Origin of the sequence: Nocardia sp. NPDC006044 (assembly GCF_042871115.1) — a bacterium.
GTDB lineage: Bacteria > Actinomycetota > Actinomycetes > Mycobacteriales > Mycobacteriaceae > Nocardia.
Genome location: NZ_JBIAID010000001.1, coordinates 3,646,923 through 3,671,881 on the forward strand (window position 1 = coordinate 3,646,923; position 24,959 = coordinate 3,671,881).

20 protein-coding genes and 2 pseudogenes are annotated in these 24,959 nt (G+C 68.7%); 17 read left to right on the top strand and 5 right to left on the bottom strand.

Going from position 1 to position 24,959, the window contains the following annotated elements; all coding sequences use genetic code 11:
• Positions 1-55 precede the first annotated feature (55 nt).
• The 14 genes and pseudogenes from ACFYO1_RS16660 to ACFYO1_RS16725 all read left to right on the top strand — a co-directional run bounded on the left by ACFYO1_RS16660 (position 56) and on the right by ACFYO1_RS16725 (position 16,487).
• On the top strand, positions 56-1,096 hold the full coding sequence (locus ACFYO1_RS16660; protein ID WP_387231900.1) for a FecCD family ABC transporter permease: 1,041 nt from the start codon (positions 56-58) through the stop codon (positions 1,094-1,096).
• Positions 1,093-2,175, top strand: a complete 1,083-nt coding sequence (locus tag ACFYO1_RS16665; RefSeq protein WP_387231331.1) for a FecCD family ABC transporter permease — start codon at positions 1,093-1,095, stop codon at positions 2,173-2,175. The genes ACFYO1_RS16660 and ACFYO1_RS16665 overlap by 4 nt, the downstream gene beginning before the upstream one ends.
• Positions 2,172-3,035 carry an ABC transporter ATP-binding protein gene (locus ACFYO1_RS16670; protein ID WP_387231333.1) on the top strand — a complete coding sequence of 288 codons (864 nt, stop codon included), beginning with the start codon at positions 2,172-2,174 and terminating at the stop codon, positions 3,033-3,035. Before ACFYO1_RS16665 ends, ACFYO1_RS16670 begins: the two co-directional genes overlap by 4 nt.
• Positions 3,036-3,113: 78 nt before the next feature.
• The gene (locus ACFYO1_RS16675) at positions 3,114-3,503 is read left to right on the top strand and encodes a BlaI/MecI/CopY family transcriptional regulator (protein WP_378725681.1); all 390 of its coding nucleotides are present in this window, start codon (positions 3,114-3,116) and stop codon (positions 3,501-3,503) included.
• Between the two features lie 40 nt (positions 3,504-3,543).
• Entirely contained in the window at positions 3,544-4,482 is a 939-nt protein-coding gene (locus ACFYO1_RS16680; protein ID WP_150401656.1) for a M56 family metallopeptidase, read from the top strand.
• Between the two features lie 216 nt (positions 4,483-4,698).
• Positions 4,699-6,096 (top strand): annotated as a pseudogene (locus ACFYO1_RS16685) (DEAD/DEAH box helicase); the annotation flags it as partial.
• Between the two features lie 308 nt (positions 6,097-6,404).
• The gene (locus ACFYO1_RS16690; RefSeq protein ID WP_387231335.1) at positions 6,405-7,250 is read left to right on the top strand and encodes a DMT family transporter; all 846 of its coding nucleotides are present in this window, start codon (positions 6,405-6,407) and stop codon (positions 7,248-7,250) included.
• Between the two features lie 682 nt (positions 7,251-7,932).
• Complete coding sequence (locus ACFYO1_RS16695) at positions 7,933-9,372, top strand: GuaB1 family IMP dehydrogenase-related protein (RefSeq protein ID WP_387231337.1); 1,440 nt, start codon at positions 7,933-7,935, stop codon at positions 9,370-9,372.
• A 352-nt stretch (positions 9,373-9,724) separates the two neighbouring features.
• Positions 9,725-11,131, top strand: a complete 1,407-nt coding sequence (locus tag ACFYO1_RS16700) for a hemolysin family protein (protein WP_387231902.1) — start codon at positions 9,725-9,727, stop codon at positions 11,129-11,131.
• Positions 11,124-12,188: a hemolysin family protein gene (locus ACFYO1_RS16705; RefSeq protein WP_387231338.1), complete on the top strand. Its 1,065-nt coding sequence runs from the start codon at positions 11,124-11,126 to the stop codon at positions 12,186-12,188. Before ACFYO1_RS16700 ends, ACFYO1_RS16705 begins: the two co-directional genes overlap by 8 nt.
• Positions 12,189-12,282: 94 nt before the next feature.
• Positions 12,283-13,194 (top strand): 3-methyladenine DNA glycosylase, encoded by a 912-nt coding sequence (locus tag ACFYO1_RS16710; protein ID WP_387231340.1) that lies wholly within the window; start codon positions 12,283-12,285, stop codon positions 13,192-13,194.
• Positions 13,195-13,369: 175 nt separating this feature from the next.
• Positions 13,370-14,944, top strand: a complete 1,575-nt coding sequence (locus ACFYO1_RS16715) for an LVIVD repeat-containing protein (RefSeq protein ID WP_387231341.1) — start codon at positions 13,370-13,372, stop codon at positions 14,942-14,944.
• Positions 14,941-15,597 (top strand): DUF305 domain-containing protein, encoded by a 657-nt coding sequence (locus ACFYO1_RS16720; RefSeq protein ID WP_387231904.1) that lies wholly within the window; start codon positions 14,941-14,943, stop codon positions 15,595-15,597. Before ACFYO1_RS16715 ends, ACFYO1_RS16720 begins: the two co-directional genes overlap by 4 nt.
• Positions 15,598-15,728: 131 nt before the next feature.
• Entirely contained in the window at positions 15,729-16,487 is a 759-nt protein-coding gene (locus ACFYO1_RS16725) for an SDR family NAD(P)-dependent oxidoreductase (RefSeq protein ID WP_387231343.1), read from the top strand.
• 82 nt (positions 16,488-16,569) lie between these two features.
• Here the strand turns inward: ACFYO1_RS16725 and ACFYO1_RS16730 are convergent, their stop codons facing one another.
• From ACFYO1_RS16730 to ACFYO1_RS16750, 5 genes and pseudogenes are all read right to left on the bottom strand, one after another.
• The gene (locus ACFYO1_RS16730) at positions 16,570-17,109 is read right to left on the bottom strand and encodes a hypothetical protein (RefSeq protein WP_387231936.1); all 540 of its coding nucleotides are present in this window, start codon (positions 17,107-17,109) and stop codon (positions 16,570-16,572) included.
• 267 nt (positions 17,110-17,376) lie between these two features.
• Positions 17,377-17,478, bottom strand: a pseudogene (locus ACFYO1_RS16735) (hypothetical protein); the annotation flags it as partial.
• Positions 17,479-17,654: 176 nt separating this feature from the next.
• Positions 17,655-18,218 (bottom strand): hypothetical protein, encoded by a 564-nt coding sequence (locus ACFYO1_RS16740; RefSeq protein ID WP_387231345.1) that lies wholly within the window; start codon positions 18,216-18,218, stop codon positions 17,655-17,657.
• Between the two features lie 344 nt (positions 18,219-18,562).
• A complete protein-coding gene (locus ACFYO1_RS16745) occupies positions 18,563-19,018 on the bottom strand; it encodes a hypothetical protein (protein WP_387231347.1) in 456 nt (151 codons plus the stop codon).
• A gap of 124 nt (positions 19,019-19,142) precedes the next feature.
• Positions 19,143-19,655: a nitroreductase/quinone reductase family protein gene (locus ACFYO1_RS16750; RefSeq protein WP_387231349.1), complete on the bottom strand. Its 513-nt coding sequence runs from the start codon at positions 19,653-19,655 to the stop codon at positions 19,143-19,145.
• Positions 19,656-19,832: 177 nt separating this feature from the next.
• Between ACFYO1_RS16750 and ACFYO1_RS16755 the strand changes: the two genes are divergently transcribed.
• The 3 genes from ACFYO1_RS16755 (at position 19,833) to ACFYO1_RS16765 (ending at position 24,952) form a co-directional block, all read left to right on the top strand.
• The gene (locus tag ACFYO1_RS16755) at positions 19,833-20,252 is read left to right on the top strand and encodes an Hsp20/alpha crystallin family protein (RefSeq protein WP_387231351.1); all 420 of its coding nucleotides are present in this window, start codon (positions 19,833-19,835) and stop codon (positions 20,250-20,252) included.
• Positions 20,253-20,454: 202 nt separating this feature from the next.
• On the top strand, positions 20,455-20,652 hold the full coding sequence (locus ACFYO1_RS16760) for a hypothetical protein (protein ID WP_387231353.1): 198 nt from the start codon (positions 20,455-20,457) through the stop codon (positions 20,650-20,652).
• Between the two features lie 169 nt (positions 20,653-20,821).
• Positions 20,822-24,952, top strand: a complete 4,131-nt coding sequence (locus tag ACFYO1_RS16765; protein WP_387231355.1) for a TIR domain-containing protein — start codon at positions 20,822-20,824, stop codon at positions 24,950-24,952.
• The last annotated feature ends 7 nt before the right edge of the window (positions 24,953-24,959 follow it).

Consider the following 24,959-nt stretch of genomic DNA (forward strand, 5'->3'; position numbering starts at 1 on the left):
AGACCAACCGGTTCTCTGCTACAACGAATCTCAGGAGTAGTTCGCCACCGTGACCATGCTCGGCAACCTGCGGCGACGACGGCTGTCCGGCCTTCTCGTGTTGACCGTCCTGCTCCTGTTCACCGTGGTCGCGAGTGTCGCGATCGGGACCAGGTCGCTGTCGCCGGGCACCGTCTACGACGCCGTGCACAACGCGCTCGCCTGCCAGGGCGGACCGTTCCACTGCCCGGCCGGATCCACCGCCGAGGAGATCGTACGTGGACTTCGGCTGCCCCGCACGGCGCTGGCGCTGGTCACCGGGCTCGCGCTGGGCATCGCGGGCGCGCTGATCCAGGGCTACACGCGCAACCCGCTCGCCGACGCCGGACTGCTCGGATTGAACGCGGGCGCGGCCTTTCTCGCGGCGCTGAGCATGTATCTGTTCGCGCTCACCACACCCGAGCAGTACATCTGGTTCGCCTTCGCCGGGGCGCTGATCGCGGGCATCGTGGTGTTCAGCGCGTCGGCCGTCGGCGGCGGCAAGGCGAGTCCGCTGAGCCTGGTGCTGGCCGGCGCGGCAGTCACCGCATTTTTGCAGGCGATGACGAATGCCATTGTGCTGCTGGATCCCGCGGCGCTGGACACCTACCGGTTCTGGGTGGTCGGCACGATCGCCGGCCGCGATGTCACGGTGTTCTGGCAGGTACTGCCATTCCTGGCGCTCGGCGTGCTGCTCGCGGCGATCGCCTCGCCCGGGTTGAATCTGCTCAGTCTCGGCGACGATGTCGCGCGCGGGCTCGGGGTGAATATCAGCCGCAGCCGCGCGCTCGGGCTGGCGTCGATCGTGCTGCTGTCCGGCGCGGCGACCGCGGCGGTCGGGCCGATCGCGTTCCTCGGGTTGGTGGTGCCGCACGTCGCGCGGTTCATCACCGGACCGGACTTTCGCTGGCTGGTCCCCTATTCCGGCCTGATCGGCGCGATCCTGCTGATGCTCGCGGACATCGTCGGACGGGTCGTGGCCAAGCCCGGCGAGTTGCAGGTCGGGGTGATGCTGGCGGCGATCGGCGCGCCGTTCTTCATCGCGTTCGTGCGGCGGCGGAAGTTGGTGAGCCTGTGACCGCGGTGCTGAAGACCGAGGGTGTACGGCCCGCGCTGCGGGTCGGGCCGGTGTCGGTGGTGTTGCGTCCGGTGCTGGTGTTCGTCGTCATTGCACTCGCCGCATTGTTGCTGCTGCTGTTCTGCCTGGACATCGCCACCGGCGAATCGCACATCCCGCTCGGCCGGGTGATCGACGTATTGACCGGCGGCGGAACCAGATCCCAGCGGTTCATCGTGCTCGACTCGCGGCTGCCGCGCGCACTCACCGCGGTGGTGGTCGGCGCGGCGCTCGGACTAGCGGGCGCGATCACCCAGTCCATCCTGCACAACCCGCTGGCCGCGCCGGACATGCTCGGCATCACCTCCGGCGCGAGCCTCGGCGCGGTCGCGGTGGTCGTCGGCGGCGGCGGAACCGGGATGCTCGCGACCCTCGGCGCGCCACTGGCGGCGCTGGCGGGCGGGCTGCTCACCGCGACCGCGATCTATCTGCTCGCCTGGGGACGCAGTCCGACCGGCGATCGCGGCGTCACCGGCCTGCGGCTGGTCCTCATCGGTGTGGGCCTGAACGCGGTGCTGATCGCCGGCATCAGCTGGCTGCTCACCCGGGCAACATTGCAGGACGCGCAACGCGCGCAGTTGTGGCTCAACGGATCACTCAACAACGCCGATCGATCCGGTTTGCTCCCAGCGGCATTCGCGCTCGCGGTGGTCGTGGTCGTGGCACTGGGCTCGGCCCGCACCTTGGCCGCGCTGCGGCTGGGCGCCGACACCACGCGCTCGCTCGGCGTGCGGATCCAGACCCAGCAGGCGATCCTGATCGGCGCGGCCGTGGTCGGCGCCTCGGTGGCGACAGCGGCGGTCGGTCCGGTGAGTTTCGTCGCGCTGTCCGCGCCGCAGATCGCCCGGCGACTGCTGCGCACCCCCGGCGAACCACTCATCGGTTCGGCCCTCGTCGGCGCCGTCCTGGTGGTCGGCGCGGACGTCGCGTCGCGCACGATCTTCCCGGCCGATCTGCCGGTCGGCATCGTGACCGCGGCGTTCGGCGGACCGTTCCTGCTCTATCTGCTCGTGCGAATGAATCGGAAGGCGACGCTGTGACGACCACGGACCCTGTGACCACCGCGGCGAGCCGGCTCGGCGCCGACGACGTCCGGCTCGCCTACGGCGACCGGGTGATCATCGACGGACTCACCCTCGACATCGCCCCCGGCGTGATCACCACGGTGATCGGCCCGAACGGCTGCGGCAAGTCCACGCTACTGCGCTCGCTCGGCCGGCTGCTGCGCCCGCAGCAGGGCCGAGTCTTGTTGGACGGCAAGGCCATTTCGACGATGAAGACCAAGGACGTGGCCCGGGTGATCGGCATGCTGCCGCAGTCGCCGGTCGCGCCGGAGGGGCTCACCGTCGCCGATCTCGTCGCGCGCGGGCGGCATCCGCACCAGTCCTGGTTCCGCCAGTGGTCGGTCGGCGACGAGGACGAGGTGATGTCCGCGCTCGCCCAGACCGGCATCGCCGACCTGGCCGACCGCGCCCTCGATGAACTGTCCGGCGGTCAGCGCCAGCGCGCCTGGATCTCCATGGCCCTGGCCCAGGGCACGGACATCCTGCTGCTCGACGAGCCGACCACCTACCTCGACCTCGCGCACGCGGTCGACGTGCTCGACCTGGTCGACCGGTTGCACGCCGAGCTGGGCCGCACCGTGGTGATGGTGCTGCACGACCTGAATCTGGCCATCCGCTACAGCGACGAACTGATCGTCATGCGCGACGGACGGATCGTCGCGCAGGGCCGGCCCGCCGACATCATCGACGTCGCGTTGCTGCGCGAGGTTTTCGACCTCGACGCCTCGGTCCTGCCGGATCCGGTGTCCGGCCGGCCGATGGTGGTGCCGATCGGAACCCGCCACGTTCTGGGCAAGGCGGGCGGGCCCGTCATGCCCGAATCCGCGCCGCTATGACAAATGACACACCAGCTATTCCATAGTTACGACACCCTGTAGTACGCATGCGCGTCGTTGAGTCCGTAAAATTGTGGGATGGCAGGACTTGGTGAACTCGAGAAAGCGGTCATGGACCAGTTGTGGTCGACCGAAGAACCGCAGACAGTCCGGCAGGTGCACGAGGCATTGGCCGCACGCCGCGAGCTCGCGTACACCACGGTGATGACGGTGCTGCAACGACTCGCGAAGAAGAACCTCGTGGTCCAGCAGCGCGACGATCGTGCTCATCGCTACGCGCCGGTGCACACCCGGGACGAATTGGTCGCCAGCCTCATGGTGGACGCACTGCAACAGGCCGACGCCGCGGGCAGTCGCGCCGCCGCGCTGGTGCACTTCGTGGAACAGGTCGGCAAGGATGAGGCTGACGCACTACGGGAAGCACTCGCTAAGCTCGAAGCAACCGAGGACACACCGCCCCCGCAGTAGACTCCTCGCGACCTTGCCCCCAACGCAGTGAGCTGAGTCGATGAACGCAACCGCGCCGGTATTCGCCGGACTCGCATTGCTTCTCGCGGGGCCTGCCCCGGCCCTGCTCAGCCGGGCGACCTGGACCTATCGGACGCCCCGCGCCGCGCTCGTGCTCTGGCAGGCCATCGCGCTGGCCGCCGTGCTCAGCGCGTTCGGGTCCGGGTTGGCCATCGCCGCGGAACTGCTGGTGCCGGGTCCCGACGGACGGCCGACCACCCAGCCCACCCGCGAGATCGACGCGCTCGGGTTGCCGCTGTGGCTGGCCTATGTCTTCGTGTTCGCGTTGACGCTGCTGGTCGGCGCGCGGCTCTGTTATGCCATCGTGCGGGTCGGCGTGCACACGCGGCGGCGCCGGGCGCGCCATCGGATGCTGGTCGACCTGCTCGATCAGAGCGGCCCGCGCCGGCGCGCCTCCGACATCCGGGTGCTCGCCGCGACCGAGCCGATCGCCTACTGCCTGCCGGGTCTGCGCCAGCGGGTGGTGATCAGCGAGGGCACGCTGACCAACCTCGACGACGCCGAGATCACCGCGATCGTCAGCCATGAGCGCTCGCATCTGCGCGCCCGGCACGATCTGGTGCTCGAGGCGTTCACCGCGGTGCACGAGGCGTTTCCGCGGTTCGTCCGCAGCAAGGCCGCGCTCGGCTCGGTCAAGCTGCTCATCGAATTGCTCGCCGACGACTCGGCGGTGAAGGTGACCGGGCCGAAGCCGCTGGCGCGCGCCCTGGTCGCCTGCTCGAAATCCACCGCGCCGCAGGGTGCGCTCGCCGCGGGCGGGCCGACCACTTTGATCCGCATCCAGCGCCTGACCGGGCGGATCGGTGACGTGCGCGTCGCCAGCGCCGCCTACCTCGGCTCGGCCGCCATTCTCGTCGTGCCGACCATGGCCGTCGCGGTGCCCTGGCTGGTCGAGCTGGGCCGGCTTTTCCGTAGCTAGACAGTCGTAGGACGTATCCTGAACACTTGGCCTGCTACCCGGCGGGCCTCCTTGTTTTTGCGCGCCGCGCCCTGATCTCCGCGCGGCGTGCGGTGCACCGAGCCGGTCGCCGAACCACCGAACAGCGCGCTCACCAGCCCGAGCGTGTCGTCTTACGAAAGGCACACACCACCCGTGACCCCCTCGACGCCTGTCGCCGCTGCGCCCGTGACCTTCATGGACCTGGGTCTGCCCGCCGTGCTCGTGCAGGCACTGCGCAACGACGGCATCGAGGCGCCGTTTCCCATCCAGGCCGCGACCATTCCGGATGTGCTCGCGGGCAAGGATGTGCTCGGCCGCGGGCCGACGGGTTCCGGCAAGACGCTGGCCTTCGGGCTGCCCATGCTGACCCGGTTGGCCAGCGGGTCGACCAAGCCGGGCCGGCCGCGCGGTCTGGTGCTGGTGCCGACTCGCGAGCTGGCCGCGCAGATCGAACGCGCACTGGACGCGCCCGCGCTCGCCGTCGGCCTGCGGGTCGCGTCCGTGGTCGGCGGCGCGCCGATCCGGCGGCAGGCCGAGCGGCTCGCGCGCGGCGTCGACCTGCTGATCGCCACTCCGGGACGGCTCGCCGACCTGGTCGCCCAGGGTTCCGCGGCGCTCGGCGACGTGCAGATCACCGCGCTGGACGAGGCCGACCACATGGCCGACATGGGGTTCCTGCCGCAGGTCACCAAGCTGCTCGACCAGACGCCGAAAGACGGTCAGCGCCTGCTGTTCTCGGCCACCCTGGACGCCGAGGTGGACAAGCTGGTCAAGCGCTACCTGCACGCGCCCGTGACCCATTCCACCGCGCCCGCGTCCGCGTCGGTCACCACAATGACCCACCACCTGCTCTTCGTCCGCGACAAGCTGGCCAAGCGGGCAGTGGCCGCCGAGATCGCCGCGCGGGACGGGCTGACCATCATGTTCGTCCGCACCAAGCACGGAGCCGACCGGCTGGCGAAGCAGTTGCGCGCGGCCGGCATCGCGACCGGCGCGCTGCACGGCGGCAAGGCGCAGAACAATCGAACCCGCACGCTGGCGGCGTTCGCGGATGGCTCGATTCCGGTGCTGGTGACCACCGACGTCGCGGCGCGCGGCATCCACGTGGACAACATTTCCCTTGTGGTGCACGTCGATCCGCCCGCCGAGCCCAAGGCGTATCTGCACCGGGCCGGGCGGACCGCACGGGCCGGTGAGGACGGCGTGGTCGTCACGCTGGTGATGGACGAGGAGCGGCGCGAGGTCGAGGCGATGACCCGCAAGGCGGGCGTCGAGATCGTCGGCGTCGAGGTCCGGCCCGGGGATCGCCGGCTGATCGAGATCACCGGCGCGCGGAAGCCGTCCGGGGTGCCGGTGGCCGCGCCCGCACCGCCGAAACAGCCCGTGGCGGAAGGGACTTCGAAGGCAGGGACCGGCCGCCGACGTGGCGGGTCGGGGCGGCGGTCGACGGAGACTCGCGGCGGCGGTGCGCCCGTGCGGGCCGAGGCCTCCGCGAGTGAACGCCGGAAAGATGGGTCCATCAAGGGATCCTCGCGGGACACGGGTTCGTCGGGCCGCGGCACCAAGAGCGGTCGCAGAACGGGTGAATCCGCTGGCCGCGCGGCAGGTTTCACGCGGGGCGGCACGGGTGGCCGCGGGGAAGGTGGGGCGACGAGCGGTTCGGGGTCCGACAGCACCCGCGATGCTGGTTCGCCGGGTCGGTCCGCAGGTGGGCGCGGTTCGGGACGTGGTGCAGCGAGTACTGGGCGCAATGCCGGCGCGGGGTTCACCGGCCGCTCAACCGGTTCCGGTGGCCGCTCGGGCGGGTCGACCAGCGGCGACACGCCCGGGAATGCACGGCGACGCGCCGTGCGCCCGGCGCAGGCGCCGGGGACCCGCAATCGTGGGGCAAACTGACGGTCGTGGCCAACCACCCGGTAGGCGCGATCGCCTGCGCACTGCTGGCGGCGCTGTTCTTCGCGGTCGCGGCGGTCGCGCAGCAGCGCGCTGCGGCGGCCGTCCCCGAGGGTGACTCGCTCGTTCGCGGGTTGCTGCGCAACCCGCGCTGGTGGGCCGGAATCGTCGGTGACATCGGCGGTTACGCGATGCAGGTGGCCGCGCTGGCCTTGGGTGCCGTCCTGCTCGTCCAGCCGATCCTGGTGAGTGCGTTGGTCTTCGCGCTGCCACTCGCGGCCAGACTCAACGGCCGCCGCATCGGCGCCCGCACCTGGGCCACCGCACTGACACTCGTCGCCGCGCTCGTCTGCTTCCTGGTCGTCGGCAACCCCTCCGAAGGCAATACCGATGCGCCCCTGGACGATTGGCTGCTGCCCCTGATCATCCTGGTCGCCCTCATCGCCGCGGCCACGATCATCGGCGGCAGCAGCGCCGACCCCGGCAGGCGTGCCCTACTCCTCGGCGCCGCAAGCGGTTCCCTCTACGGCTTGGCCGCCGCCCTCACCTCGTACGTCACCTCGCTGTTCGAACACGGCCTCGGCGACGTACTCGGCAGCTGGCAGACCTGGGCCCTCGTCGCCGCCGGCCTCACCGGCGTCTACCTGCAACAGCGCGCATTCCAAGCCGGCCCGCTCTCCGCCTCCCTCCCCGCCGTCACCATCGCCGAACCCCTCGCCGCCGCCTTCATCGGCGTCACCGTCCTCGACGAACGCTTCCGCACCAACACCTTCGGCCTGGCAATTACCGCCGTCGCCGTAATCATCATGTGCGCCACCACAATCCGCCTCTCCCGCACCCAAGCCACCACCTGAACCCCCGCGATTCAATTCCCGTGGCGCGCGCATCCAGCTTCGCAATTCCGTACGCGCCAGGCGAACTCGAGCGCGCCACCCAAGCCGGTCGCTACGCGACACCGAAGGCGCAACAAGCGCCAACAGCAGCCGCGCACCAAATCCCCCGCCGCGCACCAATCAGCGGGCAAATTGCTCCGCGGCACACAAATCGCTCCGCGGTAGGTGGATTGGTGCGCAGCACACGAACTGCTGCATGGCGCGCGGGCTCGTACGCGGCACAGGGGCAGGGGTAGGGGCACTTGGGACGTGCCGGATCGCCGCGGTGGCGGCGACCTCGCCATCGCGGTCGGCCGCGCCGTCTGCTCGTGCGTCGCTGCGCAGGTTCGCGTCTTCGTATGCTTTCTGGTTGCCGCGCACATTGTTGTGGGCCTTGTTGACTCGTATGACGCGATGTGTGCACGGCACGCGCGGATCGGTTTGGTGGAGGGGGCGCGCGGGACGGTCGCGCGGGGTTCATCGTGTGGGACGGACGCGCGGGATGGTCGTGTGGGGCAGTCGCGCGGGGCAGCCACGTAGGGCGGTGGGGTTGCGTTTCGACCTGGCGGCGGAGGCGGTCGGGGCCTCGCCCGCTGTGAACTTCGTCTCCGCCGGGTGCTGGAGAATTGCGCGCTACCGCCTGGACTTGGTTATCATCGGTTAAGTGCAGTTTCTCCCTGGCCATCAGCCGCCGTATGACCTGACCTACGACGACCTCTTCCTCGTCCCCAATCGGACGGAAGTCGCCTCGCGGTTCGACGTCGACCTCTCCACCGTCGACGGGTCCGGCACCACCATTCCCATCGTCGTGGCCAACATGACCGCGGTCGCGGGCCGCCGGATGGCCGAGACGGTCGCCCGGCGCGGCGGCATCGTGGTGCTCCCGCAGGATCTGCCGATCAGCGCGGCCGCCGACACCATCGCGTTCGTCAAGAGCCGCTCGCTCACCGCCGACACCCCGGTCATCCTCGGCCCGGACCATTCGGTATCCGAGGCCGTCGCCCTGATGCACAAGCGCGCCCACGGCGCCGTCGTCGTGGTGGACGAGACCGGACGCCCGATCGGCGTGGTCACCGAGGCCTCGTGCACCGATGTGGACCGGTTCGCCCGGCTGCGCGACGTCGCGATCACCGATTTCGTGCAGGCCCCGGCCAGCACTTCCCCGCGCGACATCTTCGAACTGCTGGAGACCAAGCGCGCGAAGCTCGCGGTGCTCACCGCCGAGGACGGCACCCTCGCCGGCGTGATGACCCGCACCGGCTCGGTCCGGGCAGGCATCTACCAGCCCGCCGTCGACGCCAAGAACCAGCTGCGCGTCGCCGCCGCGGTCGGCATCAACGGTGACGTGGTCGCCAAGGCCAAGTCGCTCGTCGACGCCGGCGCCGACGTCCTGGTCATGGACACCGCGCACGGCCACCAGGCCAAGATGCTCGAATCCCTCAGCGCCGTCCGCGATCTCGGCCTCGGCGTGCCGCTGGTGGCGGGCAACGTGGTGTCCGCGCAGGGCACCCGCGACCTGGCCGCCGCGGGCGCCGACATCATCAAGGTCGGCGTCGGCCCCGGCGCCATGTGCACCACCCGCATGATGACCGGCGTCGGCCGCCCGCAGTTCTCCGCGGTCGCCGAGTGCGCCGCCGCAGCCAAGGAACTCGGCGTGCACATCTGGGCCGACGGCGGCGTGCGGCACCCGCGCGACGTGGCCCTCGCGCTGGCCGCGGGCGCGTCCAACGTGATGATCGGCTCGTGGTTCGCCGGCACCTACGAATCCCCCGGTGACCTGCGCACCGACCGTGACGGCAACGCCTACAAGGAAAGCTTCGGCATGGCGTCCAAGCGCGCCGTGGCCGCCCGCACCGCCACCGACAGCGCGTTCGACCGGGCCCGCAAGGCCCTGTTCGAGGAGGGCATCTCCAGCTCGCGCATGCGCCTGGACCCGGAGCGCCCCGGCGTCGAGGACCTCATCGATCACATCTGCTCCGGCGTGCGCAGCGCGTGCACCTACGCCGGCGCGCGCAGCCTGGCCGAGTTGCACGACAAGGCCGTGCTCGGCGTGCAGTCGGCGGCCGGTTTCGCCGAGGGCCGACCGCTGCCCAGCGGCTGGTGAGCCGTAACCAGTTGCCGCACTTGTGAGTTCACGGCCGCTCGGTCTGCCGATCGAGCGGCCGTCGCGCGCGTGAGCACTTCGATCGCCGATATCCGGCGTGATCGGGTTCCGACACGCCCGCGACGGCACGGCCACCGCCCGGCGTCACCCGGCGCGGAGCCCGGTAACATGGTGGTTGCCGGTCTTCCGGCCCAACATCTTCGGCTTGCGAAAGGATCCAGTTGTCACCCGCGTCCGAGGGCGCAGCACAGGAGGGCTCCTCTACCGAGCCGGGTGACAAACCCGGCGTCCTCCTTCCCCCAGCCCCACTTTTCACCGGCCAGTTCCGCATACCGTTCGGCGGGTGCTGACGATGTCCGTCCTGCTCACGGTGCTCAGCCTGCTGGGATTCATCGCTCTCACGGCAGGCACAGCCCTCTTCGTCGCCGCCGAATTCTCGCTCACCGCGCTGGAACGCAGCACCGTCGAGGCGCACGCGCGCGACGGTGACGTTCGCGCCAGGATGGTCCGGCAGGCTCATCGGACGCTGTCGTTCCAGCTGTCCGGCGCCCAGCTGGGCATCACCATCACCACGTTGATCACCGGTTACATCGCCGAACCGGTGCTGGCCCGGCTGCTGGACCCGCTGTTCAGCGGCGTCGGACTGAGCGAGGGCGCGGCGCACGGCATCTCGCTCGCGGTCGCGCTGGTCCTGGCCACCTCGCTGTCGATGATCTACGGCGAATTGGTGCCGAAGAACATCGCCATCGCCAAGCCGCTGGCCACCGCGCGCACCACGGCTCCCCCGATGGTCGCGTTCTCGGTCATCTTCAAGTGGCTGATCCACTTCCTCAACAACACCGCCAACTGGGTCGTTCGCCGGCTCGGGGTGGAACCGGCCGAGGAACTGCGGTCCGCGCGATCGCCGCAGGAGCTCGGATCGCTGGTCCGCACGTCCGCCCTGCGCGGCGCGCTCGACCAGCGCACGGCGCTGGTGATCGACCGCTCGCTGCAATTCGGCGAGCGCAGCGCCGAGGAACTCATGACCCCGCGGGTGAAGATCGAGGCGCTGGACAAGCTCGACACCATCGCCGACCTCATCGACGCGGCCCGCCGCACCGGCTACTCCCGCTTCCCGGTGATCGACGGCGACCTGGACAACACGCTAGGCGTCGTGCACATCAAGCAGGCGTTCACCCACCCCGCGAACGTCCGCCGCACCATCCCGCTCCAGATGCTGGCCCACCCGGTCCCGATCGTGCCGGCCAGCCTGGACGGCGACGAGGTGCTGGAACGGATCCGCGCCGACGGCATGCAGGTCGCGCTGGTCGTCGACGAATACGGCGGCACCGCGGGCATCGTCACCATGGAGGACATCATCGAGGAGATCCTCGGCGACGTCCGCGACGAGCACGACGAGGAAGAACTCGACGTGCGCCGGGTGTCCGACGGCTGGGACTGCTCCGGCCTGCTGCGCATCGACGAGGTCTCCCGGGCCACCGGCTACGACGCCCCGGAAGGCGAATACGAGACGCTCGGCGGGCTCGTGCTCACCCGGCTCGGCCGCATCCCGGTGGCCGGCGACGAGGTCGTCCTGCCGAATCCGCGCTCGCAGCAATGGTCTTCGAACGACCAGCCGACCACCGGCGGCTGGATCGCGCGGGTGGAACGCATGGACGGGCGCCGGATCGACCGGGTTCGCCTGATTCCGGTCGCCCCGGACGATCTCGCGTTCCGCCAGCTGCAAGCCGAACCCGAGCAGGAGCACAGCCATGGGTGACCTCTTCGGTGTTCTGCTCACCGTGGTGCTGCTGCTGGGCAACGCCTTCTTCGTCGCCGCCGAGTTCGCGCTGATCTCGGCCCGGCGCGACCGCCTCGAGGCACTCGCGGCGCAAGGAAAACGCAACGCCGACCTGGTGATTCGCGCGGGCGAGAACCTGTCGATGATGCTGGCCGCCGCGCAGCTCGGCATCACCATCTGCTCGATCCTGCTCGGCCGGGTCGCCGAACCCGCGGTGGCGCATCTGCTGGAGGGCCCGTTCGATTTCCTCGGCATGCCCGAACAGCTGTTGCATCCCGTGGCTTTCGCGATCGCGCTGGCCATCGTGGTGATCCTGCACATTCTGTTCGGCGAGATGATCCCGAAGAACATCGCCCTGGCCGGCCCGGAACGCAGTGCGCTGCTGCTGGTTCCGGTGCACCTCATGTGGTTGCGCCTGGCCCGCCCGCTCATCGCGATCTACAACCTCGCCGCGAACCTCACCCTGCGGTTGATGCGGATCGAGCCGAAGGACGAGTTGCAGGCGACCGTCTCGTCGGTCGAACTCGCGGAGATGATCGGCGAGTCGCGCTCGGAGGGCCTGCTCGACGAGGAGGAGCACCGCAGGCTCACCCAGGCGCTGGGCACCAGCGATCGCGTGGTGGCCGACGTGATGGTGCCGTTGGCGACGACCAGGACGGTTCCGTTGCGCGGCAACGGAACCACCCTCGGCGACATCGAAACCGCCGTCGCCGAAACGGGTTTCTCCCGTTATCCGGTGCAGGCGAGCGACGGGTCGCTGGTCGGCTACATGCACGTGAAGGACGTGCTCGACAAGGTCGCCGACGAAAGCGCCGGACCGGGAACGCCCATCCCGCGCACCGACATTCGCCCGTTGCCGACCGTCAGCATGCACACGCCGCTGTACGAGGCGCTCGCGCGGCTGCGGCGCACCAACAGCCATCTGGGGCGGGTCGTGGATACCCGCGGCAACACGACGGGCATCGTGGCGCTGGAAGATCTCGTGGAAGAGTTCGTCGGCACCGTCCGCGACGGGACGCACCGGATCATCGAATGAACGAGTGGGGCACGGCGTTCGCCCGCCTCGGTCGAGCGCGCGGCGCGCGGTCGCACAGGTGCGACCGGCAAGCGGACACGTCCGGCACGATCGCATGAGTGAGCGGTGGTCCGACCTGACGGTGTTACCCGAAGATCGGTGGCGTGCACAGGCGGCCGAGCATCTGACGCGGGTGGATCAGCTGGTCGGGCCCTATGTCGCACGGCGGGCAGCGGGTTCGTCGCATCCGGTGATCGACTTCCTGTTCACGTACTACGGGCACAAGCCCGCTCAGTTGCGGCGCTGGCACCCCGGGTTCGGGATCGGGATGGCCGGCGCCCGCGAATACGACGGCGCGCGCGGGTATCACCGGATCTCGGCCGGCGCGGACTCGGCCGTGGTCCGCACCGCGGACCCCGCGTACCTCGCGCGCCGGCGCGACACCGTCGAGTTCGTGGCGAACCTGTTGCGCGCCACCGCGTCCCGCCCCGCGCAGCTGTCCTGTTTCGGGTTGCACGAGTGGGCGATGGTGTATCGCACCGATGACGTTCGGCATCAACAGGTTCCGCTGCGTCTGGGCCGGGCCGGAACCGACGCGGTGGTCGAGTCGATGTCGCTGCGCTGCACCCATTTCGACGCGTTCCGCTTCTTCACCCCCGACGCGGTCGGCCGCAACGCCGAGCAGCTGACCCGCGCCGGTCAGGCCGCCCGGGAACAGCCCGGCTGCCTGCACGCCAACATGGACCTCTACAAGTGGAGTTTCAAGCTGGTTCCGCTGATTCCCTCGGCGCTCCTCCTGGACTGCTTCGAACTGGCCTGCGCCGCACGCGAACTCGACATGCGGGCCAGTCCCTACGATCTGTCCGGGTACGGATACGAACCGGTGCCGATCGAAACGCCTTCCGGACGCGCGGAATACGTCCGCGGGCAGTCCGCCCTGGCCGAGCGATCGGCGGAGTTACGCCGGATTCTGCTCGACGCCTGCGACGGGTTGCTGGCCGTCGACGTGGCGGAACCCACCGCCTGAGCTCGGCGACCGAAGATCTTCCACGCGCACCGCCACTGAACTGCCGACTTCGCCGGATTTCGGCGAAACCCTTCACATAAGTTAACGGCTGTTACTACCATGCAGTCAGTTCCCGAAGCTGTCCCAGTCAGCAGCGGGATGACAGACCACTGATGATGAAGGTTGGGGACCGACGATGCGCTCACTGACGAGCTTGCGCCGTTTCAAACCGCTGGCCCTGGTCACGGTCGGCTTGGCCGCCGTGCTGATGCTGCCGACCAGCGCGTCGGCCGATCTACAGTCCGACCTGCAGAACGCCGTGCAGGAATTCCTCGACGTCGGCCGCACCTCGGTCCCGCGCGCGGAGTGCGGACCCGGCTCGATGCCGGAGAACGGCATGCAGGGCGACGTCACCGCCGCCGACCGGGACAGTGGCCGCAGCACCCAGGGTTACCGCTGCAACATGTCGTTCGTCGGCGGGTTCGCCGGGCGCGGCGCGGGCATCACCTCGACCAGCTTCGAGCACTGCTCCTACATGGGGTCGTTCTTTCCGGGCGACCTGATCAGCGAGGGGCGCGGCGTCCAGGTCCTGGATGTGTCGGACCCGGCCAACCCGCGCCCGACCGCCACACTCACCGAACCCGCGATGCTCGCGGGCACCTGGGAGAGCCTGAAGGTCAACACCGCGCGCAAGCTGCTGGTCGGCACCGGCGTCCCGGTCGGCACCGGCGTCGGCTACCTGTCGGTCTACGACATCTCCGACTGTGCGCATCCGCGCCTGCTCAATCCCGGCCCCGGCACGAATATGCTGATGCCGCTGCCGATCACCACGCACGAGGGCGGCTTCTCTCCCGACGGCAATACGTATTGGGCCTCGGGGATCGCGCCCGGCTTCGTCAGCGCCGTCGATCTCACCGATCCGGCCAACCCGCACGTCGTCTGGCAGGGGCTGACCGGCATCGAGGCGCACGGGTTCGGCGTGAGCGCGGACGGCAACCGCATGTACCTGTCCGCGCTCGGCGGTTTCACTGTGCTCGACATCAGCGCGGTGCAGCGTCGCGACCCGAACCCGCAGGTGCTGCACATCGGTCGCGTCTTCTGGACCGACGGCTGGGCCACCCAGCACAGCATCCCGGTGACCTACGGCGGTAAGCCCTACCTCTACACCGTCGACGAAGGTGGTTCCGGCGGAGTGAAACTCATCGATATCGCCGACGACACCAATCCGAAGGTCGCGGCGAAGATCAAGCTGGAGATCAACCTGCCGCAGAACATCGACAGCAATATCGGTTCGTCCATGGGCGGTTCGGCGTTCGCCTACGAGTCGCATTACTGCGCCGCCGACCGCAGGGACAATCCGACGGCGCTCGCGTGCGGGTGGATATCCTCCGGCATAAGGGTTTTCGATATTCGCGACCCGTTCGCCATCCACGAGATCGCCTACTACAACCCGCCCGCACGGACCGGCCAGAACCTGAGCCTGTGGAACTCGCCGCACGCGCTCGCGTCGATCATCGGAGTGCCGCTGATGAGCACACCGCCGGCGATCCGCTCGGTGCTCGAAGGGCAGTTCAACCCGCTGGACGCGCTGACCCCGCGCACCGGGCGGCTGGCCTTCGGTGACGTCTCCACCGACTGGTGCCTGTCGCCGCCGGAATGGCGTGGCGCGCAACTGTATGTCACCTGCTCGGACAACGGGTTCATGGTGTTGCAACTCGACAACGACGTGTATTCGCCGCCGGCGAACCAAGAATCGATCGTCGGGTCCTGACCATGCCTCGTTGGTTCCGCGGCGGCGCGCTCGTCTCCCTCGGCTTCGTCCTGCTGGTGCTGGGTGCGGCGCTGCGCCCACTCGTACTGCCGGAAAACCACACGGCCACACCAGTTCTCAACTCGGTCGAGATCGGTTTCGTGCAGGACATGACCGCACATCACCAGCAGGCGTTGATCATGGTGCAGCGGCTCGACCGCAACGTCGACCCCGGGGTGCTGCTGCTGGCTCAACAGCTCGACGACACGCAGCGGCTCGAGATCGGCACCATGCTCGGGTGGTTGCGGCTGGCCGGCGCGGCACCGACGCCCACCCGTCCGATGGCGTGGATGCACACCGGAGACGCTGTGCCGCATGAGCATTCGGTCGCGAAACCGGATCAGAAGAAACCGGACACCTCGATGCCGGGCATGGCCACGATGGCGGAACTCGATGCCCTCGCCGCCGCCCGCGGTCGTGGTGCCGAAATCCTGTTCCTGCAACTGATGTTCCGGCATCATCAGGGCGGGATCGCCATGGCACAGGAGGCGGATCAGCTGCTGCCGTCGGGCCCGGTCAAGGAGACCGCGCGTTCGATGATCCACGCCCAGGGACAGGAGGCCGGGCTCATGGGCATCCTGCTCACTCAGCGCGGTGCCGCACCGCTCCCCTGACCGGGGTATCGGCAGAACTCGGAACCTCCGACCAGGCAGTGTCGACCGCCCGGAATTCCCGGCGGCCGGGCCGTGTTGCCGAAAACGGACGGTCGGCAAGCACGAGCCGGCCGAAACAGGGAGGTACGGCATTGTCCGAGAAGACGTTCGCGGAGCAGCACATCATCGTCACCGGCGGCGGGACCGGAATCGGCAGGGCGGCTGCGCTGGCCTTCGCCGAGCAGGGCGCGGCCAGCGTGACCATCACCGGCCGCCGCCCCGAGCCGCTCGATGAGGTCGCCGCGCTGCACCCCGCGGTGGTCCCGCTGGTCGCCGACGTCGCCACCGAGGCAGGCACCGACGCCATCGCCGCGGCCGTGCAGGCGCGCGGCGACAAACTCGACGTCCTAGTCCACAACGCCGGCGTCTTCACCACCACTCCCCTCGACGACCTGGATCCCGCCGATGTCCGCCACCAATTCGAAGTCAACGTCTTCGGCCCGATCCTGTTGACCGCCAAGCTCCTTCCGCACCTACGCTCCCCCGGCAGCAATATCGTCGTGGTCTCCAGCATCTCCGCCCGCCTGGCCAACCCCCACCAATCCGTCTACGGCGCCAGCAAGGCCGCCATCGACAGCTTCATCCGCAGCGCCGCAGTAGAACTGGGCCCCAAGGGCATCCGCGTCAACGGCGTAGCCCCCGGCAACGTCCAAACCCCCATCCTCGCCACCGGCGGAGTCCCCCCCGAAGACATCGCCCAATGGCGCACCGGCTACGCCACCAAGGCCCCCGCCGGCCGAATCGGCCAGCCCTCCGACGTAACCCCCTGGATAACCCGCCTAGCCGAACCCACCAGCTCCTGGATAACCGGCGAAATCATCGCCGTAGACGGCGGCATGCTGGTCGCCTGAACCCCCACAACACACTTGACGTATTCAGCATGCTCTTGACGTAGGTTGCAACGTGCGTCAAGAGCATGCTGCGTGCGTCTAGTCAGCGGGTTGCCCGGGTTATGGCGTTGCGCCAGCGGGTGGGGGTGAAGGGGTGGAGGTCGGGCCAGGTCCAGCGGAGGACTTGGAGGTTTTGGGCACGGAGGGCGTCTTCGCGGAGTTTTTCCTCGTATACGGCTTGAGCGGGGGTGGTGCCGGGACGGAGGAGGCGGCCGTATTTGGCGCGGCCGTCGAATTCGCCGATGATGCCGAGTTCGGGGAGCGCGAAGTCGACGCGGGCGAGGAAGTTCGATTGGGTGTCGGTAACCACGTGTTGGAGTTTCGGTGCGGGGAGGCCCGCCACGTGCATACGGACTCGGCTGCGAGATTCGCCGGGGCTTTCGCTACGCGCATCCATGAACATGATTGCCCTCCTGGCCTTTGCCGCTCCAGGTCTACGTGGCCAGTAGTCCAGGAATTCCAGCAGGTCCGTCGTGCCGAGCCGATACTCACGCATAGCCGCGTCGCCGACAACGACGGCCTCCTCGAACGGCAAAGTTCTGGCCAGATCTACAACGGTGCGGGCGGGCGACAACACTCGCATACCGTCGATAATCGCTACCTCGGACTCATCGAACGGCGAACTGTGCACGTGCAGAGAAGCCGTCTTCCGAGAACGCCCCCGCTGGCAAGTAGTCACATGCTTTCGCCTCAAATCCACATTCCACAACGGCAATCCGTGCATTGTCGCGGCAGACTGATGACTCACCGCCACATCGCCGCCGAGCCCGCCGACCGCAGCACGTACGTCCAAAACATGCCGCGCCCGCGCATCGAGCCGATCAAGGTACGCACACTCGACATACACCCCTCGCCGAACTCGCTCCAACTCCCCCCGCCGCCGCCCCGCCCGCAACTCCCCATCCGAAACCCCTTCCCGCCGAACATCCCTCCGAAAAATCAGTGGCTCCATCCCCCCATCCCACCCCCCACCTCACCCCAAAAACCACCCCCACCTCCCCAAATGTGAACAACCCGTACTTGACCCACGAATTGTGTTCTTGACGCAAGCTGCAGCATCAGTCAAGAACACGCAACGCACGTCAAGTCGGCCGTCACCGCTAAGGTGACGGCCGAGTTGCGGTGGGGTCAGGATTCTTCGGTGAAGCGGTACCAGTTTCCGTGGAAGGTGGAGTAGCCGATGCCGGAGGTGGGGGTGCCGATGTAGGGCGGGGGGGCGTCGGGGAAGTAGGCGAAGCCTCGGGACGAATTCGATTCTCCGCCTTGGGTGTAGAACAGGCAGCCGCCGTCGCGGCGGGTGATGTAGGTGATGGTGTAGAGGCCTAGGCGGGTGCGGTGGCCGGGGTTGACGCAGTCGGCGGCTTGGTTCTGCAGGATGTTGCGGGACAGTTTCCAGCCTGTGGTTTCGGGGACGTTCTGCCAGACCAGGGCGCCGAAGACGACGATGACGACGAGTCCGATGAGGCTGTAGAAGAACGAGTGGTAGCGGAACAACCCGAGTAGGCCGAAGAGCAACGCGACCATGCCGAGCACGCCGATGGCCACCCAGAGGATGACCTGAATCGGGAACGTGCCCTCGGCGGCCAACTGCCAGAACAGGATTAGGCAGCACAGCACGATCAGGGCGGTCAGCAGCCCCATCCAGAGTACGAACCATCCGGGGGTGCGGCGCGTAGTGCCTGCGGTCTTCACGGTGCTCAACATACGGGGGACATACCCCCGCGCACGGCGAAAACCCCTAACCCGCCGCAATCGAGATCCTCGCCGTGAATACACGAACGCCCTGGCCATGAGACCAGGGCGTTCGCCGATTAACCGTTCATCGCGACATTACAGCGGCGGGAACCCGGAGGACCCGGTGGCCATCCAATTCCAGAACATCGCCGCACGATTGGCGAGCAACGCGACAACGTCGAGGACAACGCTTCCCATAAATCTTCCTCACATCCGACAATCTCCAGTGCAGCGCCCAGGGTAGTCGATCCTCAGAGCACCGATCCCGGCGCGGACGACAAGGCCGGCTTCCCTGCGGGTATTCATTCGCGGGCGCGCACGACCGCGTGGAACACCTCGGCAAGCACCCCCGCGACGAGTACGACCGCACCGACCGGCAGCGCGCGGCCGGGGGCGTCGGTGGTGAGCGTCTCACGCAGACCCTGCCCGGGGAGAAACACCAACGCGGTAACCGTGACCGCGAGAAAACACAGCACGTACGACAGGACCGCAGCGATCAGCGGGCGCGCGATCCGCGACGGAGTCAGCGGCGCGCGCGCCATCCGCCAAGCGAAACCCGCCCCGCCGACCACCGCGAACGCCACCCATCCGTAGTTGGTCGTGCTGAACCCGTTGATACCGTGAAAATCGAAGTGCCGGGCCGCACCGATCACCAGGTCGACGACGGCGGCGACGGACAGCGACACCACCCACGGCCACAACGAAATGCGTACGCGCGCACCGTGTCCTGCCACACCGGCGCTGTGCAGATCTGTCATCCGAGCCTCCCGCGATCACACCCGCAGTAAGACCCATCCTCCGCGCCTCACCCGGGCCGGCGCATCAGGGACAACCCCGGACTACACCCGGAGGCAGCGCGCGACACCGAATCTCCTCGAGCGCTCAGCGCTCACCATCGAGGGTCAGCACGACCAGCGGGATCGGCCGGTCGATCTTGGACTGGAAGTCCGCGAGCAGCGGGTTGTGGGCCAGCGCCCAGGCCGCGAACTCGTCGTAGTCCGCGCCTTCGAGCACGGTGCCGGTCGCGGAGTAGGTCTGGTCCCGGAACTCGATGGTCACCTGCGGATTCGCCTTGATGTTGTGCCACCAGGCCGGGTACTTGTCCTCGACGAACGAGCTCACGTACATGATGTCGTCCCGGAACAACGGTCCCAGCGGAGTGGTGTGCCGCTTGCCGCTCTTGGCGCCGGTGGTGGTGAGCAGGATGAGGTCGCCACCCGCGTACGCACCACCCACCTTGCCGGAGTTCTCCCGGAATTCCTTGATCACGTCGTCGTTCCAGTCGGCAATGCCGGCGTCCTGGTCCCAGGCCTGGTTCCAGGGCGCGTTCGGATCGTTGAAGTCGGTGATCTCGGCCTGATCCCGCTGTCCCGCAGTCGCTTCGGTTTCGCTCATGAACCGAGTATGCCGGGCAGATAGGACAGCGACGGTCCTAACTCGACAGAGATCTTTCGGAACGATCGCGACCACGCTTGCACTCTCCTACCGAGAGTGCTAAAACAAATCTATGCCGGATGACAGAGGTTATCTGGTCTCGACTACATAGAACGGAGTGTGTTGGAGGTGGCGACCATGCTGATGCGTACCGATCCTTTTCGTGATCTGGACCGTTTCACGCAGCAGGTGTTCGGCACGGCGGCGCGGCCCGCGGTGATGCCGATGGATGCGTGGCGGGACGGGGAGCAGTTCCTGGTCGAGCTCGACCTGCCGGGGATCGATCCGGCGTCGCTGGATCTGGATATCGAACGCAATGTGGTGACGGTGAAAGCCCAGCGCCCGCAGTTGGATTCGAATCGGTCGATGATCGCGGCGGAACGCCCGCGCGGTGTGTTCAGCCGCCAACTGTTCCTCGGCGAGGGTCTCGATACCGACCACATTCGCGCCGACTACACCGATGGTGTGCTGCGCCTGGTGATTCCGGTCGCGGAGAAGGCCAAGCCCCGCAAGATCGAGGTCGAACGCGCCAACGGCAAGCAGGCCATCGACGCCTGACGCCGCCCGTGTCCGGCGCAGGAATGGAGGTGACGCCGCTATCCCGACACCAGGGGAAGCACACCGTGCGATGGCGCCCCGAACCCCGCACCCGAGGTGACGCCACCGCGCGGACGTAGGAATGTTCACAACACCCTTCCATCACGGTCGTGGGCCCGGTCCCGGCAAACCGGGCCCCGCCCGGCAACACTCGGAGGTGGACATGACCACGATCCCGACCGGCGAGCCCGCCGACCATGCCGAACAACTCACTCCCGCTTACCTCGACGACAGCGGCTGGGACGACACCGTGCTCAGCCCGGCGCCCGAAGTGCTGCGCGCCGGTCTGGACAATGCCGACGTCGCCGACCGCATCGACCAAGCCTGGATCACGCCGCTGCCCGATGACGACTACCGCTAGGGCCGGCCTGATAGCGCCCACCGAGCCGGGCCGGACCACCGCAGACGCGCGGGCGGTCGAAAGTCGTATCGCCCCACGGCAAATGACCTGACCACGCGAAACAGCCGCCCACCGGGGTGCCCTGCCGGTACTGTTGGGCTGGCAGTCCGGCCTCCGCGTGGGAGAAGTGTTGGCCAAGGTATTCATCAGTCACGCGCGCAGAGACCACGAGTGGGCCCACGAGATTCGCGGCTGGCTGGTGGCCGACGGCCACGAGGTCTTCCTGGATCTGCACCCGGTCGACGGGTTGATCGTCGGCGAGGAGTGGGAGCGCGAACTCTACCGGCGGTTGCGGTGGGCCGATGCCGTCGTCTGTGTCGTCACCCGGGCCTATCTCGCCTCGGTCTGGTGCGCGGCGGAGGTCGGGATCGCGAAGGCCAACGGCAGCATGCTGCTGACCGTGCGGGTCGAGGCCGATGTCGTGCATCCCCTGCTGAAATCGCTGCAACAGTCCAATGCCGCCACCGAACCCGCGGTGGCCAGGCAGCGGCTCGCGATCGCGCTGCGCAGGCTCGACGCGGGCGGCGGCCTCGGCTGGTCCGACGACCGATCGCCGTATCCCGGCCTCGACGCCTTCGACATCGGCAGGCATCGGGTGTTCTTCGGCCGCGCTCGCGAGGCCGCGGAGATCGCCGAGTTGTTGCGTAAACCGGCCAACCGTTCCGACCCGGCCATCCAGCTGGTGATCGGGCCATCGGGGTGCGGGAAATCCTCGCTGGTGCGGGCCGGTGTCATCCCGCGCATCGCCGGGGAACCGCTGTGGTCGCCGCTCGAACCGATCGTTCCCGGCACCGACCCGGTGGGCGCGCTGGCGCGCTCGCTCGCGACCGCCAGAGCGCGCGCGGGGCTCGACCGGGACCCGCCGTTCCAGCGCGATCGCTTGACCGGCAACGGTTTTCGCGATGCGGCCAACGAACTCCTGTTCGCCGAGCAGGCCGGCGCCGACCGCAAGCTCCTGCTGGTGATCGACCAGTTCGAGGAGATGCTGCGGCGCACCCCGGCGCGGGAGCGCGCCGAATTCGTCGAAGTGCTCCTCCCCGCCATCGGCGGGCCGGTACAGGTCCTGGCGACATTGCGGCCGGAATTCCTGGAACCGCTCGGCGCCGACCCCGCGCTGTCCCGCATCCCGACGCGAACCCACCGGGTGCTGCCGCTGCGGAACGAGGCCCTGCGCGAGGTCATCGAGGGACCGGCCAGGGTGGCGGGCCTAACCATCGAGGACGGTTTGGTCGACAAGCTCCTGGCGGACACCGGCACGGGCGACGCACTCCCGCTCCTCGCGTTCACCCTCGAACAGCTCGCGTCCGGGCTGCACCGCGGCGACCAGCTCTCGCAGCAGCGCTACACCGCAATCGGCGGCGTCCGAGGCGCGTTGGCCCGGCAGGCGGAGACCGCGCTGGCCGAGGCACGCACGGCGACCGGGCTTTCGCGCGACGAGATCGTCGCGCTGCTGCTGCGCTCGGTCACCGTCGACGAGCGCGGTGTGCCGACCCGCGACCGGATTCCCCGCGCCCGTTTCACCGAGCCCGAGCAGCGGGCGATCGACGCCTTCGTCACCCACCGGCTGCTGGCCACCGCCGAAGAAGACGATCACATCGTCGTCTCCCCCGCACACGAGGCGTTCTTGCAAAACTGGACGCCGTTGCGCGACGCCATCGCGCGCGAGGGCGACTCGCTGCGGGCCCGGCGTGCCGTCGAGATCGCCGCGACCGAATGGGCGAACGACGACCACGAGCCGCAGCGGCTGTGGGAACGCGATCGACTCTCGGTGGCGATGAAAGACCTGGGCGCGCGCCTGCGCCCGCTGCCCCGGCCCGAACTGCGGCAGTGGCCGCCCCGGCTCCGCCGCCTCGGTACTACGCGGGTCGAAACAAGTTCGCGGGCAAGGGAATTCCTCGAACGAAGCTACCGAAGGGATCGGTTTCGACGCGGCCGGGCGACGGTCGTGCTTTCGGCGCTGCTCTGCGTGGCGCTGGTGGCCGCGGTCATCGCGATCGTGCAACAGCAGCAGGCGGTGGCGCGCCAGCACACCGCGGTGGCGCGGCAATTGCTGGCGCAGGCGGATCAGCTGCGCAACCTCGACCCGCGCATGGCGATCCGGCTCGGACTGGCGGCCGACCGGATCGATCCCGGCAACGAGACGCGGCAGTGGCTGATCAACATGCTGTCCACGACCCGGTACGCGGGCACCCTCGACGGACCGCCGAACCGAGTCGCCCGGCTGGCATTCGCGCCGGACGGGCGGACCATCGCGGTACAACATTCGGGCGGGACGGTCGCGCTGTGGGAGCTGCCGGACTCCGGCCGCGCACACCAGCTGGGCGAGCCGCTCACCGACGTCAGCGACATCACCGACATCGCCTTCACCCCCGACGGCAAGACTCTGCTCACCGGCGCCGCCCAAGACTTGAACGCCGTCTACGTGCGCATGGGACTGTCGCCCGCCGCCGAGGCCAAGCACAATTCCTCCAGCGTGGACGGCGTGATCCAGTGGGACCTCACCGATCCGGCCCGCCCGCACGTCAAAGCGCGCGCCGCCCTGGAGATCTGGGAGAAGCTAGCGATCCGGTTCGCGCCGGTGACGATGCTGGCCATCGGTTACGCCGACAAGCAGCCGACCCAGTTGTGGGACCTCAGCGACCCCGGGCACCCGGTGCCGACGGCCACGCTCTCGCCGGAGGAAAACGTCGACAGCGCCGAATTCTCGCCGGACGGAAGGCTTCTGGTGATCGCGACGCGCAGCGCCAGCACGCTGTGGGACGTCTCGGACCGGCATGCGCCCCGGCCGATCAGCAACCTGCCGACGGGGCCGGGGATCACGCAGGATCTCGTCTTCTCCCCGGACGGCGGTCAACTGGCGGCATCGATCTTTCCGAGTGGTCTCACCCGCTGGGACGTCACCGACCCGGCCCTCCCGCGCCGGCAGCCGAACTCCGGCCCGAATATCGGTGGCGGCTGGTCGAAGCTGGCGTTCGGACCCACGGGCGACGAGCTCGCCATCGCACCCGGGTCCGGCAACGGGGTCGGGCTGTACGAGATCCCCGCTGACGAGAAGACCGCTCGCCTGCGGGCGCGGCTGGTCGGCGATGCCACCGCGGCGTCCGCGATCGCGTTCTCGGCGAAGGGGATCATCGCGATCGGCGGCGCAGAAGGGCAGACGACCCTGTGGACGGTCGACGCGCACACCCAACCGCAGCCGGTGGGCAGGCCGTTCACCGGCGAGGTCGACCAGGTTGCCGGTGGGTGTGGCGTCGCGACGAGCGGCGACCTCATCGCGGCAGGCGGCAAGAACGGGAAGGTCGATCTCTGGGAAACCGGACAGCGCGACGGCCCGGTGCGCACAGCATCCTTCGACGCCGAGCACCTCGACTACGTCAATGACATTCGAATCAGCTGCGTCGCACTGTCCTCCGACGGCAAGACCTTGGCGACGGGCGGTCCGGACCGCACCGTGTCGCTATGGGACGTCGGTGATCGCCGGCACCCGCGGCGCCTCGGTGCCCCGCTGACCGGACTGGACGGGGTCGTGTCCACCCTGGCGTTCGCCCCGGACGGCACTCGACTCGCCGCGGGCAGCTATCAGAACACGCTGGTCTGGAGCATCGAGCAGCGGGAGGAGCCGAAGCGGCTCGGCCGCGGCATCCACGACGGACCGATGGTCCAGGTCTCCTTCACCGCCGACGGTCGCCTGCACGGCGTGGGCTGGGTACACCGAATGCTGACGATCTGGGACTTGACCGACTCCGACCATCCGGTGCCGCGCGGCGCGATACCGCTCGCGCAGAGCACGCAGATCGCGTATTCACCCGTCGCCGGAGTGCTCGTGGTCATCGAGCACGGCGCCGGACAGTTCTGGGACGTCTCCGACCCGGCGCACGCGAAGCCGGTCGGCAATGCCGTGCTCTCCGATCTCGGCAGCGACTTCCGTGCCCGATTCGACTCGACCGGAACGATTCTCGCTACTTCCGGCAATGATCAGTTGCAGATGTGGCTCGTCACCGACCCCGCGCATCCGACGCAGATAGGTGAACCTCGCGATATCGGGGTCAGGGAAATCGAGGCCGCCACCTTCACAGCCGATTCGGGTCGGCTGGTCACCGGTCACGAACGAGGCGCCGTGGTCGAATGGGATCTGCGCCGGCTGCACGAACTTCGCCGCGACCCCGACGAGATCGGTTGCACGACAGTAGGTTCCAGCCTCTCGCCGGAGGGGTGGGGGCAATACATCCAGGAACTTCCCTACCGCGACACCTGCCGATGACCGCCGG

What these genes read in the sequence shown, in the direction of transcription:
- ACFYO1_RS16660 (WP_387231900.1), top strand. Translation starts at nt 56, where the DNA reads ATGCTCGGCAACCTGCGGCGACGACGGCTGTCCGGCCTTCTCGTGTTG.
- ACFYO1_RS16675 (WP_378725681.1), top strand. Translation starts at nt 3,114, where the DNA reads ATGGCAGGACTTGGTGAACTCGAGAAAGCGGTCATGGACCAGTTGTGG.
- ACFYO1_RS16680 (WP_150401656.1), top strand. Translation starts at nt 3,544, where the DNA reads ATGAACGCAACCGCGCCGGTATTCGCCGGACTCGCATTGCTTCTCGCG.
- ACFYO1_RS16700 (WP_387231902.1), top strand. Translation starts at nt 9,725, where the DNA reads ATGTCCGTCCTGCTCACGGTGCTCAGCCTGCTGGGATTCATCGCTCTC.
- ACFYO1_RS16705 (WP_387231338.1), top strand. Translation starts at nt 11,124, where the DNA reads ATGGGTGACCTCTTCGGTGTTCTGCTCACCGTGGTGCTGCTGCTGGGC.
- ACFYO1_RS16710 (WP_387231340.1), top strand. Translation starts at nt 12,283, where the DNA reads ATGAGTGAGCGGTGGTCCGACCTGACGGTGTTACCCGAAGATCGGTGG.
- ACFYO1_RS16715 (WP_387231341.1), top strand. Translation starts at nt 13,370, where the DNA reads ATGCGCTCACTGACGAGCTTGCGCCGTTTCAAACCGCTGGCCCTGGTC.
- ACFYO1_RS16730 (WP_387231936.1), bottom strand. Translation starts at nt 17,109, where the DNA reads ATGCGAGTGTTGTCGCCCGCCCGCACCGTTGTAGATCTGGCCAGAACT.
- ACFYO1_RS16745 (WP_387231347.1), bottom strand. Translation starts at nt 19,018, where the DNA reads ATGACAGATCTGCACAGCGCCGGTGTGGCAGGACACGGTGCGCGCGTA.
- ACFYO1_RS16750 (WP_387231349.1), bottom strand. Translation starts at nt 19,655, where the DNA reads ATGAGCGAAACCGAAGCGACTGCGGGACAGCGGGATCAGGCCGAGATC.
- ACFYO1_RS16755 (WP_387231351.1), top strand. Translation starts at nt 19,833, where the DNA reads ATGCTGATGCGTACCGATCCTTTTCGTGATCTGGACCGTTTCACGCAG.
- ACFYO1_RS16760 (WP_387231353.1), top strand. Translation starts at nt 20,455, where the DNA reads ATGACCACGATCCCGACCGGCGAGCCCGCCGACCATGCCGAACAACTC.